The sequence below is a fragment of the Pseudomonas sp. J452 genome (assembly GCF_024666525.1).
Lineage (GTDB): Bacteria > Pseudomonadota > Gammaproteobacteria > Pseudomonadales > Pseudomonadaceae > Aquipseudomonas.
The window spans coordinates 3217453-3233966 of record NZ_CP088294.1; the positions used below are offsets into that span (position 1 = coordinate 3217453).

Consider the following 16514-nt stretch of genomic DNA (forward strand, 5'->3'; position numbering starts at 1 on the left):
TTTGTTCTTTATTTTTTACGAATGAGGCGATGCTACTCGACTTGAAAATGCCCGGCTAGCCTCTGTGCAAAATTTTTAACGCTTAGCTGTATAACAAAATAGTCACTTTTTCAGCCACTTAGCGAAAAAGGTGTTGACAGTCATGCGCTTATCCGTAAAATGCGCGGCCATTGCAGGCACATAGCTCAGTTGGTTAGAGCACCACCTTGACATGGTGGGGGTCGTTGGTTCGAGTCCAATTGTGCCTACCAAATCCGAAAGGGGTCGTTTATACGACCCCTTTTTTATTGGCTGCTTGTCAGGGCTGCGGCTTTCTGAAAGCATCCGCGCTCTTACTTCCAGTGACTCTGGTTCGGTTCAGGTTGGCCCGCAAGGCTCCTGCCATCGTTAGGCAGGTATACCGCCGAATCGCTTCCTGGCTCATCCCAACCCACGTGACCTTTGGTAGGGGTCACCACTAGGAGAGGAGGCGCCATGCCCATCATTACTCTTCCCGACGGCAGTCAGCGTTCGTTCGATCATCCGGTGTCCGTGCTTGAGGTCGCCCAGTCCATTGGTGCCGGCCTGGCCAAGGCCACCCTGGCCGGCAAGGTCAATGGCAAGCAGGTGGACGCCTGCGATGTGATCGACAGCGATGTCACCCTGCAAATCATCACGCCGAAAGACGAAGAGGGGCTGGAGATCATCCGCCACTCCTGCGCGCACCTGGTTGGCCATGCGGTCAAGCAGCTGTACCCGGATGCCAAGATGGTGATCGGGCCGGTCATCGAAGAAGGCTTCTATTACGACATCGCCATCGGTCGGCCTTTCACGCCGGAAGACATGGCGGCCATCGAGAAGCGCATGGCCGAGCTGATCGACAGGGACTACGACGTCATCAAGAAGATGACTCCGCGCGCCGAAGTCATCGAGCTGTTCCAGGCCCGTGGCGAGGAATACAAGCTGCGCCTGATCGAGGACATGCCGGACGAGCAGGCCATGGGCCTGTACTTCCACGAAGAATACGTCGACATGTGCCGTGGCCCGCACGTGCCGAACACGCGCTTTCTCAAGTCTTTCAAACTGACCAAGATTTCTGGTGCCTACTGGCGCGGCGACTCGAAGAACGAGCAGCTGCAGCGCGTGTATGGCACGGCCTGGGCGGACAAGAAGCAGCTGGCGGCCTATATCCAGCGCATCGAGGAAGCCGAGAAGCGCGATCACCGTCGCATCGGCAAGCAGCTGGACCTGTTCCACCTGCAGGAAGAAGCACCGGGCATGGTGTTCTGGCACCCGAACGGCTGGACCGTCTATCAGGTGCTGGAGCAGTACATGCGCCAGGTGCAGCGCGAGCACGGCTACGTCGAGGTGCGCACCCCGCAGGTAGTCGATCGTATTCTCTGGGAGCGTTCGGGGCACTGGTCCAACTACGCCGAGAACATGTTCACCACCAACTCGGAAAACCGCGACTATGCGGTGAAACCGATGAACTGCCCGTGCCATGTGCAGATCTTCAATCAGGGCCTGAAGTCCTACCGCGACCTGCCGCTGCGCATGGCCGAGTTCGGTGCCTGCCACCGTAACGAGCCGTCTGGCGCGCTGCACGGCATCATGCGTGTGCGTGGCTTCACTCAGGACGATGCCCACATCTTCTGCACCGAAGATCAGGTGAAAAAGGAGGCAGCCGACTTCATCAAGCTGACTCTGCAGGTGTATTCCGACTTCGGTTTCTCCGATATCGCGATGAAACTGTCGACCCGCCCGGCCAAGCGCGTGGGATCCGACGAGCTGTGGGATCGCGCCGAAACGGCCCTGGCCGATGCGCTGAACGAGTCGGGTCTGGAGTGGGAATACCAGCCGGGCGAGGGTGCGTTCTACGGTCCGAAGATCGAGTTCACCCTGAAGGATTGCCTCGGTCGTAACTGGCAGTGCGGTACCCTGCAGTACGATCCGAACCTGCCGGAGCGCCTGGATGCCAGCTATATCGCCGAAGATAACAACCGTAAGCGTCCGGTGATGTTACACCGTGCGATCCTCGGTTCCTTCGAGCGCTTCATCGGCATGCTGATCGAAAACTATGCTGGCGCCTTCCCGGCCTGGCTGGCGCCGACTCAGGCCGTGGTGATGAATATCACCGACAAGCAGGCCGATTTTGCCCTCGAAGTCGAAAAAACGCTCAATGAAAGCGGATTTCGTGCCAAGTCTGACTTGAGAAACGAGAAGATCGGCTTTAAAATCCGCGAGCATACTTTGCTCAAGGTTCCCTATCTCTTGGTTATTGGAGATCGGGAGGTTGAGACACGATCCGTTGCTGTGCGCACCCGCGAAGGCGTCGACCTGGGCTCCATGCCCCTCGAGCAATTCGCCGATCAGCTCAAGCAAGCGGTTTCCCGGCGTTCGCGCCAAGATTCGGAGTAATCATTATTAAGCGTGAAATGAGACAAGATAAACGAGCTGCACCTAAAGCACCGATCAACGAGAATATCTCGGCCCGCGAGGTTCGGTTAATTGGTGCTGATGGCGAGCAGATTGGCATCGTCTCGATTGATGAAGCGTTGCGAGTGGCTGATGAGGCCAAACTCGATCTGGTCGAAATTTCTGCCGACGCGGTTCCGCCGGTTTGCCGAGTGATGGACTACGGCAAGTCGATCTTCGAGAAGAAGAAGCAGGTTGCCGCGGCGAAGAAGAACCAGAAGCAGATTCAGGTTAAAGAAATCAAGTTTCGTCCAGGGACGGAAGAAGGGGATTACCAGGTAAAACTACGCAACCTGGTACGTTTCCTTAGTGATGGGGATAAGGCCAAGGTATCGCTTCGATTCCGCGGTCGAGAGATGGCCCACCAGGAGCTGGGCATGGAGCTGTTGAAGCGGGTTGAAAATGACCTGCTTGAATACGGCGCCGTTGAGCAGCATCCAAAGATGGAAGGACGCCAACTGATCATGGTCATCGCCCCCAAAAAGAAGAAGTAACCACCAGGGCACGGCAGGCCTTGCGGTTATGTTTATCAACTGAATGCGGAGTATCCGAACATGCCAAAGATGAAAACTAAGAGTGGTGCAGCCAAGCGTTTTCTCAAAACCGCTACTGGCTTCAAGCACAAGCACGCTTTCAAGAGTCACATCCTGACCAAGATGTCCACTAAGCGTAAGCGTCACCTGCGCGGTAGCACCATGGTGCATCCGTCCGACGTTGCAAAAGTGGCGCGCATGCTGCGCGTTCGTTAATCGGTCAAGATAGAGGAAATTACTCATGGCTCGTGTTAAGCGTGGCGTTATCGCTCGTGCTCGTCACAAAAAAATCCTGAAACTCGCTAAAGGCTACTACGGCGCTCGTTCGCGCGTGTTCCGTGTTGCCAAGCAGGCTGTGATCAAGGCAGGCCAATACGCCTACCGCGACCGCCGTCAGCGGAAGCGTCAGTTCCGCGCTCTGTGGATCGCTCGTATCAACGCTGGTGCTCGTGTTAACGGTCTGTCCTACAGCCGTTTCATCGCTGGCCTGAAAAAAGCGTCCATCGAGATCGACCGCAAGGTTCTGGCCGATCTGGCAGTGAACGAAAAAGCGGCGTTTGCTGCGATTGTCGAGAAAGCTAAGGCCGTTCTGGCTTAAGTCCCCGACAATCACCGGGTTCGCCCGGTGCCAACGTCACCAATAGGGGAAGAGCCTTCAAGCTCTTCCCCTATTTTGTATCTGGAGTCCGTACATGGAAAACCTGGATGCATTGGTCTCGCAAGCGCTTGAGGCCGTGCAACACACCGAAGACGTCAACGCCCTGGAGCAGCTCCGGGTTCACTATCTTGGCAAGAAAGGCGAGCTGACCGCCCTGATGCAGACCCTCGGCAAGCTTTCCGCCGAAGAGCGTCCACAGGCCGGTGCCCTGATCAATGCTGCCAAGAACCAGGTTCAGGACGCCCTCAACGCCCGCAAATCCGTGCTTGAGCAGGCTGCGCTGAGCGCCAAGCTCGCCGCCGAAAAAATCGACGTAACCCTGCCTGGCCGCGGTCAGGCCTCTGGTGGTCTGCATCCGGTGACTCGCACGCTGGAGCGTGTCGAACAGTTCTTCACCCATATCGGCTACAACGTGGCCGAGGGTCCGGAAGTCGAAGACGACTACCACAACTTCGAAGCGCTCAACATCCCTGGCCACCATCCGGCGCGGGCGATGCATGACACCTTCTATTTCAACGCCAACATGCTGCTGCGTACCCATACCTCGCCGGTACAGGTGCGCACCATGGAATCGCAGCAGCCGCCGATCCGTATCGTCTGCCCCGGCCGCGTCTATCGCTGCGACTCCGATATCACCCACTCGCCGATGTTCCATCAGGTCGAAGGTCTGCTGATCGACGAGGGCATCAGCTTTGCCGACCTCAAGGGCACTATCGAGGAGTTCCTCCGGGTGTTCTTCGAGAAGCCCCTGGGTGTGCGTTTCCGCCCGTCCTTCTTCCCGTTCACCGAGCCGTCGGCGGAAGTCGACATGCAGTGCGTGATGTGCAGCGGCAACGGTTGCCGCGTGTGCAAACAGACCGGTTGGCTGGAAGTCATGGGTTGCGGCATGGTGCATCCGAACGTACTGCGCATGTCCGGCATCGACCCGGAAAAATACCAGGGCTTCGCCTTCGGCATGGGCGTCGAGCGCCTGGCCATGCTGCGTTACGGCGTCAATGACTTGCGCCTGTTCTTCGATAACGACCTGCGGTTCCTGGCGCAATTCCGCTAGGCCACATGACCCGTTTCGAATGCGTTCAGGAGAACAGACAGTATGAAATTCAGTGAACAGTGGCTGCGCAGCTGGGTCAATCCGGTGGTCTCGCGTGACGAGCTGGTGGCCCGCCTGTCCATGGTTGGCCTCGAAGTAGACAGCGTTACCCCGGCTGCCGGCGAGTTCAGCGGCATCGTGATTGGCGAAATCCTCAGCACCGAGCAGCATCCGGATGCCGACAAGCTGCGCGTGTGCCAGGTCAGCAATGGCAGCGAGAGCTTCCAGGTAGTCTGCGGTGCGCCGAATGCGCGCCCAGGCATCAAGATTCCATTCGCCATGATCGGCGCCGAGCTGCCGGGCGACTTCAAGATCAAGAAGGCCAAGCTGCGCGGCGTCGAATCCAACGGCATGCTCTGCTCGGCTTCCGAGCTGCAGATCAACGACGACAACAGCGGCCTGATGGAGCTGGCGGCTGATGCGCCGGTCGGCGGCAACATCCGTGATTACCTTGGTCTGGATGACGCCAGCATCGAGCTGGGCCTGACGCCTAACCGTGGTGACTGCCTGTCCCTGGCTGGTCTGGCCCGTGAAGTGGGGGCGATCTACGCCGCTCAGGTTGCTCCGGTGGTCATTGCCCCGGTTGCTCCGGTGCATGACGAAGTGCGTCCGGTTGAAGTGCTGGCGCCCAAGGCCTGCCCGCGCTACCTGGGTCGTGTCATCCGCAATGTCGACCTGTCCAAGCCGACTCCGCTGTGGATGGTCGAGCGCCTGCGCCGTTCCGATATCCGCAGCATTGATGCGGCGGTGGATATCACCAACTACGTGATGCTCGAGCTGGGTCAGCCGATGCACGCCTTCGATCTCGCCGAGATCAATGGCGGCATCCGTGTGCGCATGGCGGAAGAGGGCGAGAAGCTGGTTCTGCTGGATGGCCAGGAAGTCAGCCTGCGTGCTGATACTCTGGTGATCGCCGACCATCAGCGCGCCCTGGCCATCGCCGGCGTGATGGGTGGCGAGCACAGTGGCGTGAGCGCCAAGACCCGCGATCTGTTCCTCGAAAGCGCGTTTTTCGACACCATCGCCCTGGCCGGCAAGGCCCGTTCCTATGGCCTGCACACCGACTCCTCGCACCGCTTCGAGCGTGGCGTGGATTCGCAGCTGGCGCGCCAGGCCATCGAGCGCGCTACGGCGCTGTTGCTGGAAATCGTCGGTGGCGAGGCCGGTCCGGTCATCGAAGCCGTGAGCCAGGCCGATCTGCCACAGGTCGCGCCGATCACCCTGCGTGCCGAGCGCATCGACCAGATGCTGGGCCTGCAGATGGATGCCGCGGAAGTCGAGCGTCTGCTCATTGCCCTGGGGCTGAGCGTATCGGCACAAGGCGCAGGCGTCTGGCAGGTCGGCGTGCCCAGCCATCGGTTCGATATCAGCCTGGAAGTGGACCTGATCGAAGAGCTGGGTCGCCTGTATGGCTACAACCGTCTGCCGGTGCGCTACCCGCAGGCGCGTCTGGCGCCGCAGGCCAAGAGCGAAGCGCGCGCCGAGCTGGCGACCCTGCGTCGTCTGCTGGTGGCGCGTGGTTATCAGGAAGCGATCACCTATAGCTTCATTGATCCCAAGCTGTTCGCCCTGTTCAATCCGGGTGTCGAGCCACTGCAACTGGCCAATCCGATCTCCGCCGATATGGCCGCCATGCGCTCCTCGCTGTGGCCGGGCCTGGTCAAGGCGCTGCAACACAACCTCAATCGTCAGCAATCGCGCGTGCGTCTGTTCGAAAGCGGTCTGCGCTTCGTCGGTCAGCTCGAAGGGCTGAAGCAGGAAGCCATGCTAGCCGGTGTGCTTACTGGCAGCCGCTTGCCGGAAGGTTGGGCGCATGGTCGTGACGATGTCGATTTCTACGATCTGAAGGCCGATGTCGAGGCGCTGCTGGGTTCCGCAGGTTCGTCGCTGGAGTTCAGTTTCGCGCCTGGCGAGCATGCTGCGCTGCATCCGGGGCAGACCGCGCGCATCGAGCGTGATGGCCGCCTGGTTGGCTTCATCGGTGCGCTGCATCCGGAGCTGGCCAAGACTTTGGGCATCGATCAGCCAGTCTATCTGTTCGAGCTGGTGCTGGCCGAAGTTGCCCAGGGGCGCATGCCGAAGTTCAGCGAACTGTCGCGCTTCCCCGAGGTGCGTCGTGACCTGGCTTTGCTGGCCGATCGTGAGCTACCGGCCGAGTCGGTACTGGCCTGTATCCGCGAAGCGGCGGGCGAGTACCTGACGGATCTCAGGCTGTTTGACGTGTATCACGGTAAAGGTATTGATCCGCATAGAAAAAGCCTGGCCGTCGGCTTGACCTGGCAGCATCCATCGCGCACTCTTAATGACGATGAGGTGAATACCACAACGCAAAATATCCTCACCTCGCTGGAAGAAAGGTTCAACGCCACGTTAAGGAAGTAGCGTATGGGGGCTCTGACGAAAGCTGAGATGGCGGAACGTCTGTATGAAGAGCTTGGCCTGAATAAACGGGAAGCCAAGGAACTGGTCGAACTGTTTTTTGAAGAGATCCGCCACGCGCTGGAGGATAACGAGCAGGTCAAGCTGTCCGGTTTCGGCAACTTTGACCTGCGCGACAAGCGCCAGCGTCCGGGTCGCAATCCAAAAACAGGCGAAGAAATCCCAATCACGGCTCGCCGTGTTGTCACCTTTCGTCCCGGCCAGAAACTGAAGGCCAGAGTTGAGGCATATGCTGGAACCAAGTCATAACGACGAGCTGCCGCCCATCCCTGGCAAACGCTACTTCACCATCGGTGAGGTAAGTGATCTGTGCGCGGTAAAGCCGCATGTGCTGCGTTACTGGGAGCAGGAATTTCCCCAGCTCAACCCGGTCAAGCGCCGTGGAAACCGTCGTTATTATCAGCGCCAGGATGTGCTGATGATTCGGCAAATCCGCGCCTTGTTGTATGACCAGGGCTTCACCATCGGCGGTGCGCGTCAGCGCTTGTCGGGCGATGAAGCCAAGGATGATACGACCCAGTACAAGCAGATGATCCGGCAGATGATCGTCGAGCTGGAAGATGTCTTGCAGGTCTTGCGTAAATAACCTGCTCAAGAAAAAGCTTCCAGAATTCAAAAGCTTATTGTAAGATCCGTCCGCTTTCGAAATTCGGGAGCAGCTGTAAAAGTCGGGGCGTAGCGCAGCCCGGTAGCGCACTTGCATGGGGTGCAAGGGGTCGAGTGTTCGAATCACTCCGTCCCGACCAAATAACTCCACGACTTAGGCCAGTTCAGAGATGAGCTGGCCTTTTTCGTTTCAGGGACTTTTGCGGGACTTTTCATCCTGCCTTCCTCCTCAGTATCGTCAGCGCCGGTCCTCGCGAGTCCGTCGCCGATATCTTGTTGGCCTCATCGATCAGTTTTCCCAGCTCCGCCGCCGAGTAGTGACTGGTGATGCTGCCGTTCTTGTGGCCCAGCAGGGCCCGTCTGTCTTCCTCGGTTACACCGGCTGCCCGGAGTCTTCTCCCGAAGGTGTGCTTCAGGTCGTGGATGCGGATCGAGGCAAACCCCTTCGGTGCCGGTCGCAGGAAGCGTTCCTGGTACTTCTTCGCCGCCCGAATCCGGGCCTTCTTCCAGGCGCTATCGTTCATCCGATGAACCGGTGTCGCCTTGCCGTTCCTGTCGGGCATCCCATACGGGAATACCCAGACCGGATCCAGGCCACGCTGTCCCTCGATGACCGATTTGGCCACCGCGTTCAGCACGACCAGCCGTTCCTCTCCGTTCTTCACACCCGATCCTTTGTCCCTGCCTCCAAAATCCGAAGGAATCAGGAACACGCTAGTGTCGAGCTCTGGCACCGGGATCTCCCAGTCCCACCTCAGCTTGACCACTTCTTGCTCCCGGGAGCCGCAGTTGACCTTGTAAAGCGCCATTCGGCGCAGGTGGTCTGGCAGTTCCGAGAACAGCAGCGATTGCTCTTCCCACGAAAGCGGATAGGGCGTTCGCCTCGATCGCTTCTCGTCCAGCTTGCTGATCATCGGTACCGTGTCCAGCCAGGGCCGTTTCTCTTCGTCACGCCATTTCCGGGCGCATAGGTTGAGAATGCGGATGACCTTCTCCAGGGCGATGTTCACCGTCCTTGGGGTTACACCAGGCTTCACCTTGCCGGTCGATGTCCTGCTCGGCTTCAGCTTGTCCCTGATGTACGGGGCAAGCGACTCGTCATCGACGTGCGTGAGCGGTAGGTCGCCGATGTAGGGATCCAACTGCTCGAGGTAGATGGCGGCCAGACCGATCGACGGCATGTCCTTATACTCCATCAGGTAGCGGGTCGCGGCTTCGCGCCAGCTCCTGACTCGGCGAATACCGTAGACCTTCTCCTGTCGGAGCTTCTCGAGCCGGTGTATCAGGTACTGTTCTGCTTCCTCCCGGTTGCTTGTGCCAGTGCTTTCTTGAAGTCGCTGACCTCTGACGACCTTGTCGACGTGCCAGATTCCGTTTCTCTCGTAGAGGCCAGTGATGGTTTTTCGCGCCATGGTTTTTCTCCTTGGCGCTCGCTGCGGAATCGATCTTGTCCCTGGGCACCATTCTTTTCAATAACCGTTCGTTCGATGTAGTCATCTGCCCAGGCGTCCAGCTCCTCGCGATCAAAGCCGATGCCTTGCCGGCCTATGCGAAATTCGCGGACATAGGGACGTACGGTCTTGTTGAACTCATCCCTGCACATCCCAAGATAAGCGGGAGCCGCCCCGGCCCGGATAACGCGTGGTGGGCAAGAAAGTCGGTTGGGCAGGGGTTTCCTGCTGGCGTCTGACATGGCATCTGCCTCCTGGCATGAGGGTGTCATGTTCAAGACAGACCAATTGAAGGGGCAACCCGCTGTGGCGGGTTGCTGCATGTTCAGGCGAAGGTGCAGCCAAGAGCGGCCAGGCGATGCGGGAGGTGACGAATCTTGACGATGAGCGACAGGAGGATAGTGGGTGAATTCAGTTCTGCTAGATGCCACTGATCGCGAGGATCCGCCTGGGCAGGTGTCCCGGGAGGCACTCTACGATGAGGTGTGGCGTCATCCGATGATCAGGGTGGCGGAGCGCTATGGGGTTTCGTCGAGTTTCATGGCGAGGGTCTGCACCTCCATGAACGTGCCGCGCCCGCCGCGCGGCCACTGGACCAAGCTCGAGCATGGCAAGCCAAGTCCCCAGGTACCCTTGCCTGACGCACGCCCGGGAGACCATTTGATATGGCGAAGAGGCGATGCCCCGGGGCCGGCCAGGTATCCGCTTCCCAAACCGCCGGAGTGCCAGGTTGCCCGTCCGCGGCCACGTATTTCTCGCTCAGCCCGCCATACCCTGGTCAGCGGTGTACGAGACCTTTTTACCAAGGGAAAGGTAATCGACAGCGGCTACCTGAAGCCGTCGCAGAGGCGCCTGGTGGATGTAGTTGTCTCGGAGCCGATGCTCGACGATGCGCTGGATACGGCCAATGCCCTTTTCCTCAGGCTGGAAGTTGCTGGTTACCGGGTCATGCTGGCGCCGAGCGATCGTACCTATTCCCGCGCTCCCGTGGAGGAAAGGGAAAAGCCTGGAAAGACGGTTAATAATCGTTATCCGAGCCTTTGGCATCCCTCCAAGGCGACTGTTGTCTTCGTGGGCTCCGTCGCTATCGGCCTGACCCTTTTCGAGATGACCGAGGAGCTGGAGGCGCGGTACGTCGATGGGGAGTATATCCCTCTTGGCAAGCTGCCGGCTGCCGAGCGACGTCGTCCGATGCCCAGTTGGAGCTGGACCACGCAGAAGCATTTCGCTACCGGACGGCTGTGTCTTCAGGCATTCAGTCCGTACCCAGTCGCAGATTGGGTGCAGCGCTGGCCAGAGGCCAAGGTGCGCGAACTTCGGGGGCAACTGGACGAAATAGTCGACTACCTGGCAAAGGCGGCTACCGCTATTGCTGGCCTAGTCGAGGAGGGTGAGCGCCAGGCTGAGATCCGAAGGCGGGAATGGGAGGAAGAGCGGCGGCGACTGGAGGAGCGGTGGGAGCGGGAGCGCCAGGAAAAAGCTAGGGCCGAAGCCCGGCAAGAGCTGCTTGATGCCATTCGTGCCTGGGATGACGTGCGGCGGATACAAGCATTCTTCCGCGAGGCCGAGGACGAAGCCTTGTCGAGAACAAGCGAGGAGAGGGAGGTATTGCTGGAGCGCCTGGCCATTGCCACGGAGCTTGTTGGGAAGATGGATACGCTTGGCGTGTTGATGAAATGGCGAGGACCAGAAGAGCGGTGAGGCAGAAGTGCAGGCTGGCTTTGATTCTCGAGCATGGCTGCTCTAATCCGCTTTGATTTTTCCATAGGTTACGTATACGTTACATTTAATCTAATTTGTTACGTATACAGAACATGGATTATTCCCTTATCACGAGGCGCCTTGGCGAGCAGATCCGGCAGCGCCGCCTGAATCGCGGTCTAACACAGGCCAAGCTGGCTGCCTTTGCAGGCATCACCCGGCAGAAGGTCATCGCCATCGAGAGGGGAGACTTGACGGTGGGTATGACGGCCTATGCGCGACTACTGGGAGCCCTGGGCTGTGAGTTCGCGCTGGTGCCTGCGGCCATGCCGACGTTGGACGAAATTCAGGGAGTGTTTGACTGATGGCTACCGTGCTGCAGCTTTCAACGTCAGAGGGTTATAGCGGGAAGATCCTCAGCAGTTCCAGGGATTAGCGGACAGTAGACCAGTAAATAAATCTGCCTTTTTACCCGTGCTCTATTTCTGTCAAAAATAAAACTCTTAAATAAAATGATTACACATCACAAGCCATTAAATGCAATGAGCTATGCCATAGCTCTAATTTAGATAAGCTAAGATCAAGCAAGAGCCTGATCACCTACCCCCTAGCCGCATCAGACTTGTGAGTATCATCCGCGAAAAAGCTTTTTAAGTGGACATCCAAGTCAAATCCTTTTGCCCCTATGCTTGATATTGCCTTCATATCCTCTGGAGAGCTGATTTCAGAAACGCAATAATACGCATCTATAGATATTCGCTTGAGTTGACTCTTATATCTCTCCAACCAAGCAAGCTTTCCAGAAAAAAACACCACTTTCTCAGAAAGATACATTCTCGCAAAAACAGAAGGCATGAATTCTTTCTTGTCGAAGGCAACTACTGGATTGCCTATCGAAAGAAGAATAGGTTTTTCTTTTCGCGGCGATGACGATACTTTTTTTATGGATTCGTAAATTCCGGATGGTAGAACGCAGCCGCAAATTAGACCTTTTGCCGAAAGTTCAAGTGCGAGTTTTTTTTCAAAGGCTGTCCCTCCCAGCAAAATACTCCGCCTCTCGATGACGCAAAAATCAACAAATTTCCGTATAGCATTTATTTCGCTAGAGCCAGGCGTGCTGCTGCACACCATTGAATAATCGTATCCAATTTTTTTTTGCTGCTTTGGATAGTAATAAACGTTTTTCTTAGTATAGCTGCGTAATTTTTCCGGGTATGAGTCTGACTCATATTTAACAACCCCAGCCCCCACCGAGCCAAGCAGTTGCTCATAGTCTGGCTCTGAAGCCTTGACATCGCCCGCCTTCACTGAGTCGAAAGGTTCAAAGACGTATATATGCGCAGGAGAGTTTTTTAGCTTCTCAGCAATCATGGATCGGACCCTGCCCCAGTCCAAACCACCATGGCCACAGCCTAAGGCCGGGAGAGTTACTATTTTCCCACTTTTATCTTCAAGATACTTAGAAAGCCATTCCAACCCATCATCGATATAATGATATTCAGATGGTTTTTTCCAATGCTTTTTAGTCGGGAAATTTATGATCTCGATGTCTTTTGAGATCATATCCTTTTGCAACCAAACGGAGGGCAGTCCGGGGCGAATGATGCCCAAGCGACACTTCTCAGCATAATCATCAAACATTTCAGGAAATCTTTTCTTAAATGCGAGTGCCACACCTGCGCCCATCACACCAACACAGTTGACTGTATTGATCATGATGTCCGCATCAAAATCGAAAAAATCTCCAGTAACAAACTCTATCATTAGTTGCCACCTTGCAATTTTTGGAGTGACTCAGCTCTGAGGTTGTCTATTCCAGCAGAGACTTGCATCAGCCAAAACTGATTTATTGCACCAATATCAGCCTTGCTCAAAGCCACCAACATATTGATATCTTCAGGGCAAGTAATTATATCGAACAACTGACTTTTGTTCCGGCCTTTAGCAACGATCTCACCCAGTAGGTCGTCATAGATCACCAGGGTTATAATTTTTCGAACTATATCTGGCGGCAGAATGGGCAAATCCTCTGTCAGAATTCTCTTCAACATGGGCAGGGATTTTTTGGGGTGTTCCCCGTCTGCCTTATTCATAAAGCTATTGGGCCAGCGTGTTTTCGGCCCTTTGCCTATGTCATGAAGATAAGCAGAAAGCTCCAAAACTTCACGATGGATAGGATCCAACTGATTATATTCAGGTGAGTTCAGCACCAGCCCCGCAACGCGTCGAGAATGAGCGCCAACATCTTCGTTATGCGGCCCGTAGTTAGCACCTAGACCATCGATATCCTCTAACTCTCTGATGGCCGATAAGTTAGCGCGAATAGCATGCAAGGCGTCACTTAGGGTCCGGAATTTCGGCATCACCTGACGCTGAAAAGAGATTACATGAGAAACAGCTTCATCCACAAAGCGCTTCAGAAAAAAAGGCCCTGTAACCAAAGAAGCACTCCAATTTCCAGGCTCTAGATAATAATGCTCCCATCCCGCCTCAACCACGCTCGGCGGAGTAACCCCTTTGCTCTGAAAAATTTGCCTGACACAGTCAGACACGCTGCGATTAAACGTAACTATTTGATTAATTTCGCACAATGGAACATGATCGGGTAACAAAAGTTCCGCCATTTTACGGTGCTTCTGATCATCGTCGTCATATCCCCATCGGCCGTTATCAATAGTTGGCCAATCTAGTTGATCGAGCTGATCAGACTGATAATTTCCAGCAAAGAAAGTTGGGGGGATTTCCGTATTTGCGGACGCGCTTGTGTAATAGGCCCCAGGTCTTGTCTCCATCAGCAAAACCGAAACGGAAAGGTAGATAATAAATTGCTGATCTACGTTTTTTTTATGCAACACCGCCAGTTGCATAGGCGTTTTCTTTGCGAAATAGAATGGAACAAAATCATGAACACACCGACCGTTGGCTCCAGGCACTTGCATCAGCGCCCGACGCCTCTGTATGCCTTCCTCAGCAACGTTAACATGCAGGATACCGCGAGCAATTTTCTGATTGGTCGAAAAAATACCGTGATCAATTATTGACTCTAGATTCTCTATCGATGTGAAATGATATGCACTGCGACCCCTGTGGTGTGCAGGAACTGCCATGTTTCCTCCTTGGGTAAGCTATTGATAGAGCGACACTAAAATCATTGTTCTTTATATTTCTCTGACATCATTGCAATTTGTCGAGGCAGAGTTTAAGTCCCTCTTTGTTCGCCATCGCGAAAAATTTTCTCAGCAAGTTTTATTCCGCATTCTGGAATAGAGCCAAACACCTCCGCCATAACTTAATCGCCCCCGATCTTTACTGTTTTTTATTTGAGCCTTGGCAAGGCACGCCGAATCGCATTTTGGATTGTGTATCCCAAGCCTATACCAAATCAAATGATTTACTTCGACCTCCAGCACCAGGCAGTACAAAAGTGAACAGATTTATTTGCTGGCCTACTGACCGCAATTGGCTGTTTCTGCCAATCAACAGCGAACTGCAGTGTAGAGCTAGCAGGCTAATACTCATCCATCACCGATGAGTCTTGCTCATTTACTCTGCTTGGCCTAAGGCTGCGAGCTCGTATTTTGCCATTAGCTAGAGTACCCGGCGTTCCGCGTCGGGCTCGCAGGCTACGCCCCGTGCCTCGTGCCGAGTCATGACCTTGATCCCTGACGCCTCCGGCCCATGAGGGCCTGCGCGCTCCGCTTGCCAATCCGTGGCATGGGTGGAGTGGGGCGGTCTTGCTGTTCCCTTCACCGTATCACGGCGTTCTCGCCGTCAAGGGCTGCGCGTGCCTTGCACGCTGGCGTCCTGGCGTCCGTCGGTGACCCCTGACAGCTGTGCTGCGCCGTGCTGGCGCCGGTTCCGGGCAATTCCGCCCGAGCAACCGGAGCACGACCATGTCGCAACTTTCCTTTTCCTCGTTCGATGCCATGCTGCTGATGCGTGATGCACAGGGGCGCTACCTGCCTGCGTCTGCAGATCAGATCCTAAACATGGCGCGTCAGGTGATCGACCAGAAATACCAACGTGGAGCGTTGTTCACGTCGCCGGAGCTGGTCAAGGACTACCTGCGCACCAAACTGGCTGGTTTCGAGCACGAGGTGTTCGCGGCGCTATTCCTCGACAGCCAGCATCGGCTGCTTGAGTATGTGGAGTTGTTTCGCGGCACTATCGATGCGGCGGCGGTGTATCCACGGGAAGTGGTGAAGGAGGCATTGCGCGTCAACGCAGCGGCGGTGATTTTCTCGCACAACCATCCGAGCGGAAATCCAGAGCCAAGCCAGGCAGACAAGGTGCTGACCCAGCGCCTCAAGGAGGCTCTGGCACTGGTGGATGTGCGCACGCTGGATCACGTCATCGTGGGTGGCGAGGCGACTGCATCATTTGCCGAACAGGGGTTACTCTGACAGCAGGGGGCTTCGGCCCCCTTTTTTGCTGCGCCCTGCCTGCTGGCCGTGCATCACTTGTCGCTATTGCGTTCGCGTTGTCGCAGTCGCTTCACGTAGGCGCTGTCTTTCAGTTCGTCAGGGCTCAGATCCAATGCACAGTTCACCAGCGAGGCCAGCGTGGCATCGCTGAGCTTGATGCCTTCGGGTAGCGGCCCACCGTTCGGCTCGCTGTTCTCCTCGATGGCGGCGAAGAGTGCCTTGAAGAAGTCCGCAGGCGAGTGACGTGTGGCTGCGGTTGCGACTCGAGTCAGCGGGTCTGTGGCCTCCAGTTTGGCGCCGTTGGCATCTCTGCCCAGCGCTCGAACGAACTGTTCCACGGTGGGCCAGTACTTCCATTCGAACTGGTTGCGAACGGTGTTCAGGCGCTCTCTCACATAGGCGTTAAAAAGGTAGTGATCCTTCGCTGCATCCTCAATTACGTCGCAAATATGGTAGTGAGTGTCACTGCTGAAACCCGATGTGTTGTGCAGGTTGGAGCGGTGCTCCAGCAGTTGGGCCAGCTCCTCGGCTTTCTGTGCAATCTGCTGGTTGGTGTCGACAAGTTCGTCCCGTTGAGCACGAGCCCTGGCGATCTTCTCTGGGGCCCAGAATGCTGCGGTACTGAGCAAGAGGCTCAGGAATACCGAGAGTGCCCGAGGATGCAGGTGCAGTTTGTCGTACAGCTCACCGTAGGCTTCATTCAGTTCGAGGCGTCGCGCGAGCAGGCGATCGATGATGGCGTTTTCGCTGGACAGGATGTTGTGCTCGACGTTGTAGGTTTTATCGTCGATCAGGATGTTCTCGCAGGTTTGCTGCGGGGATAGGGTTGGTGCGGTACGCATGGGTCGTCTCTGAGTGGTGAGGATGCTTGGCAGCGTAATGAGCCGAGTTGCGCTTGTCGGTACCCCAGGGCCTGTTGTTCGGCCTGCCCTCAGGTACCTGTGTTTTTGGGCATCCCGGTCAATGGCCCGTCGCGCTGTCGTGCTGTGCATCGAGCCACGCTGCGCGAGTCTCGCCCCATTCGGGCTTCCATCGTTCCCTTACTGCGTTCGGCTGATGCCTTCGGCCCGGCTACGCAGGGCCTGCGCGCTGCGCTTGCGTGGCGTCTGCGCCAACGCTGCGGCCGTGGCCTGTCGATCCGCCTTTCCCTGACTTCAT

Annotated in this window: 16 protein-coding genes and 2 tRNA genes; 14 read left to right on the forward strand and 4 right to left on the reverse strand. The window is 56.3% G+C overall.

What is annotated here, in order from left to right:
* Positions 1-174: 174 nt before the first annotated feature.
* From LRS11_RS14590 to LRS11_RS14635, 10 genes are all read left to right on the forward strand, one after another.
* Positions 175-251: transfer RNA gene (locus LRS11_RS14590), tRNA-Val, on the forward strand.
* A 223-nt stretch (positions 252-474) separates the two neighbouring features.
* The gene (thrS, locus tag LRS11_RS14595; RefSeq protein ID WP_260493658.1) at positions 475-2397 is read left to right on the forward strand and encodes a threonine--tRNA ligase; all 1923 of its coding nucleotides are present in this window, start codon (positions 475-477) and stop codon (positions 2395-2397) included.
* Complete coding sequence (infC, locus tag LRS11_RS14600; RefSeq protein WP_173211658.1) at positions 2397-2948, forward strand: translation initiation factor IF-3; 552 nt, start codon at positions 2397-2399, stop codon at positions 2946-2948. The genes thrS and infC overlap by 1 nt, the downstream gene beginning before the upstream one ends.
* A 60-nt stretch (positions 2949-3008) precedes the next feature.
* Positions 3009-3203 carry a 50S ribosomal protein L35 gene (gene rpmI / locus LRS11_RS14605; protein ID WP_042552869.1) on the forward strand — a complete coding sequence of 65 codons (195 nt, stop codon included), beginning with the start codon at positions 3009-3011 and terminating at the stop codon, positions 3201-3203.
* 25 nt (positions 3204-3228) lie between these two features.
* On the forward strand, positions 3229-3585 hold the full coding sequence (gene rplT, locus LRS11_RS14610) for a 50S ribosomal protein L20 (protein WP_160080018.1): 357 nt from the start codon (positions 3229-3231) through the stop codon (positions 3583-3585).
* A 94-nt stretch (positions 3586-3679) separates the two neighbouring features.
* Positions 3680-4696 (forward strand): phenylalanine--tRNA ligase subunit alpha, encoded by a 1017-nt coding sequence (gene pheS / locus LRS11_RS14615; RefSeq protein WP_260493659.1) that lies wholly within the window; start codon positions 3680-3682, stop codon positions 4694-4696.
* A gap of 42 nt (positions 4697-4738) precedes the next feature.
* Entirely contained in the window at positions 4739-7117 is a 2379-nt protein-coding gene (gene pheT, locus LRS11_RS14620) for a phenylalanine--tRNA ligase subunit beta (protein WP_260493660.1), read from the forward strand.
* A gap of 3 nt (positions 7118-7120) precedes the next feature.
* On the forward strand, positions 7121-7423 hold the full coding sequence (ihfA, locus tag LRS11_RS14625; protein WP_002553164.1) for an integration host factor subunit alpha: 303 nt from the start codon (positions 7121-7123) through the stop codon (positions 7421-7423).
* Positions 7404-7760, forward strand: coding sequence for a MerR family transcriptional regulator (locus tag LRS11_RS14630; protein ID WP_160491379.1), 357 nt, complete (start codon positions 7404-7406; stop codon positions 7758-7760). Before ihfA ends, LRS11_RS14630 begins: the two co-directional genes overlap by 20 nt.
* 83 nt (positions 7761-7843) lie before the next feature.
* Positions 7844-7920 (forward strand) — tRNA-Pro (locus LRS11_RS14635).
* A 72-nt stretch (positions 7921-7992) separates the two neighbouring features.
* On the opposite strand, the gene LRS11_RS14640 is transcribed toward LRS11_RS14635, so the two are convergent.
* Positions 7993-9192, reverse strand: a complete 1200-nt coding sequence (locus LRS11_RS14640; RefSeq protein ID WP_192210245.1) for a tyrosine-type recombinase/integrase — start codon at positions 9190-9192, stop codon at positions 7993-7995.
* A 35-nt stretch (positions 9193-9227) separates the two neighbouring features.
* Here LRS11_RS14640 and LRS11_RS22360 point away from each other — a divergent pair, with 35 nt between their 5' ends.
* The 3 genes from LRS11_RS22360 to LRS11_RS14655 all read left to right on the forward strand — a co-directional run bounded on the left by LRS11_RS22360 (position 9228) and on the right by LRS11_RS14655 (position 11297).
* Positions 9228-9470, forward strand: coding sequence for a hypothetical protein (locus LRS11_RS22360; RefSeq protein ID WP_192210247.1), 243 nt, complete (start codon positions 9228-9230; stop codon positions 9468-9470).
* A gap of 166 nt (positions 9471-9636) precedes the next feature.
* A complete protein-coding gene (locus tag LRS11_RS14650) occupies positions 9637-10932 on the forward strand; it encodes a hypothetical protein (RefSeq protein ID WP_260493661.1) in 1296 nt (431 codons plus the stop codon).
* Between the two features lie 113 nt (positions 10933-11045).
* On the forward strand, positions 11046-11297 hold the full coding sequence (locus LRS11_RS14655; RefSeq protein ID WP_260493662.1) for a helix-turn-helix transcriptional regulator: 252 nt from the start codon (positions 11046-11048) through the stop codon (positions 11295-11297).
* 235 nt (positions 11298-11532) lie between these two features.
* On the opposite strand, the gene LRS11_RS14660 is transcribed toward LRS11_RS14655, so the two are convergent.
* Positions 11533-12696: a macro domain-containing protein gene (locus tag LRS11_RS14660; protein WP_260493663.1), complete on the reverse strand. Its 1164-nt coding sequence runs from the start codon at positions 12694-12696 to the stop codon at positions 11533-11535.
* Positions 12696-14039, reverse strand: coding sequence for a DarT ssDNA thymidine ADP-ribosyltransferase family protein (locus tag LRS11_RS14665; protein WP_260493664.1), 1344 nt, complete (start codon positions 14037-14039; stop codon positions 12696-12698). The genes LRS11_RS14660 and LRS11_RS14665 overlap by 1 nt, the downstream gene beginning before the upstream one ends.
* A 786-nt stretch (positions 14040-14825) precedes the next feature.
* Between LRS11_RS14665 and radC the strand changes: the two genes are divergently transcribed.
* Positions 14826-15335 (forward strand): RadC family protein, encoded by a 510-nt coding sequence (radC, locus tag LRS11_RS14670; RefSeq protein ID WP_260493665.1) that lies wholly within the window; start codon positions 14826-14828, stop codon positions 15333-15335.
* A gap of 53 nt (positions 15336-15388) precedes the next feature.
* Here the strand turns inward: radC and LRS11_RS14675 are convergent, their stop codons facing one another.
* Positions 15389-16198 carry a hypothetical protein gene (locus LRS11_RS14675; protein WP_260493666.1) on the reverse strand — a complete coding sequence of 270 codons (810 nt, stop codon included), beginning with the start codon at positions 16196-16198 and terminating at the stop codon, positions 15389-15391.
* Between the last annotated feature and the right edge of the window lie 316 nt (positions 16199-16514).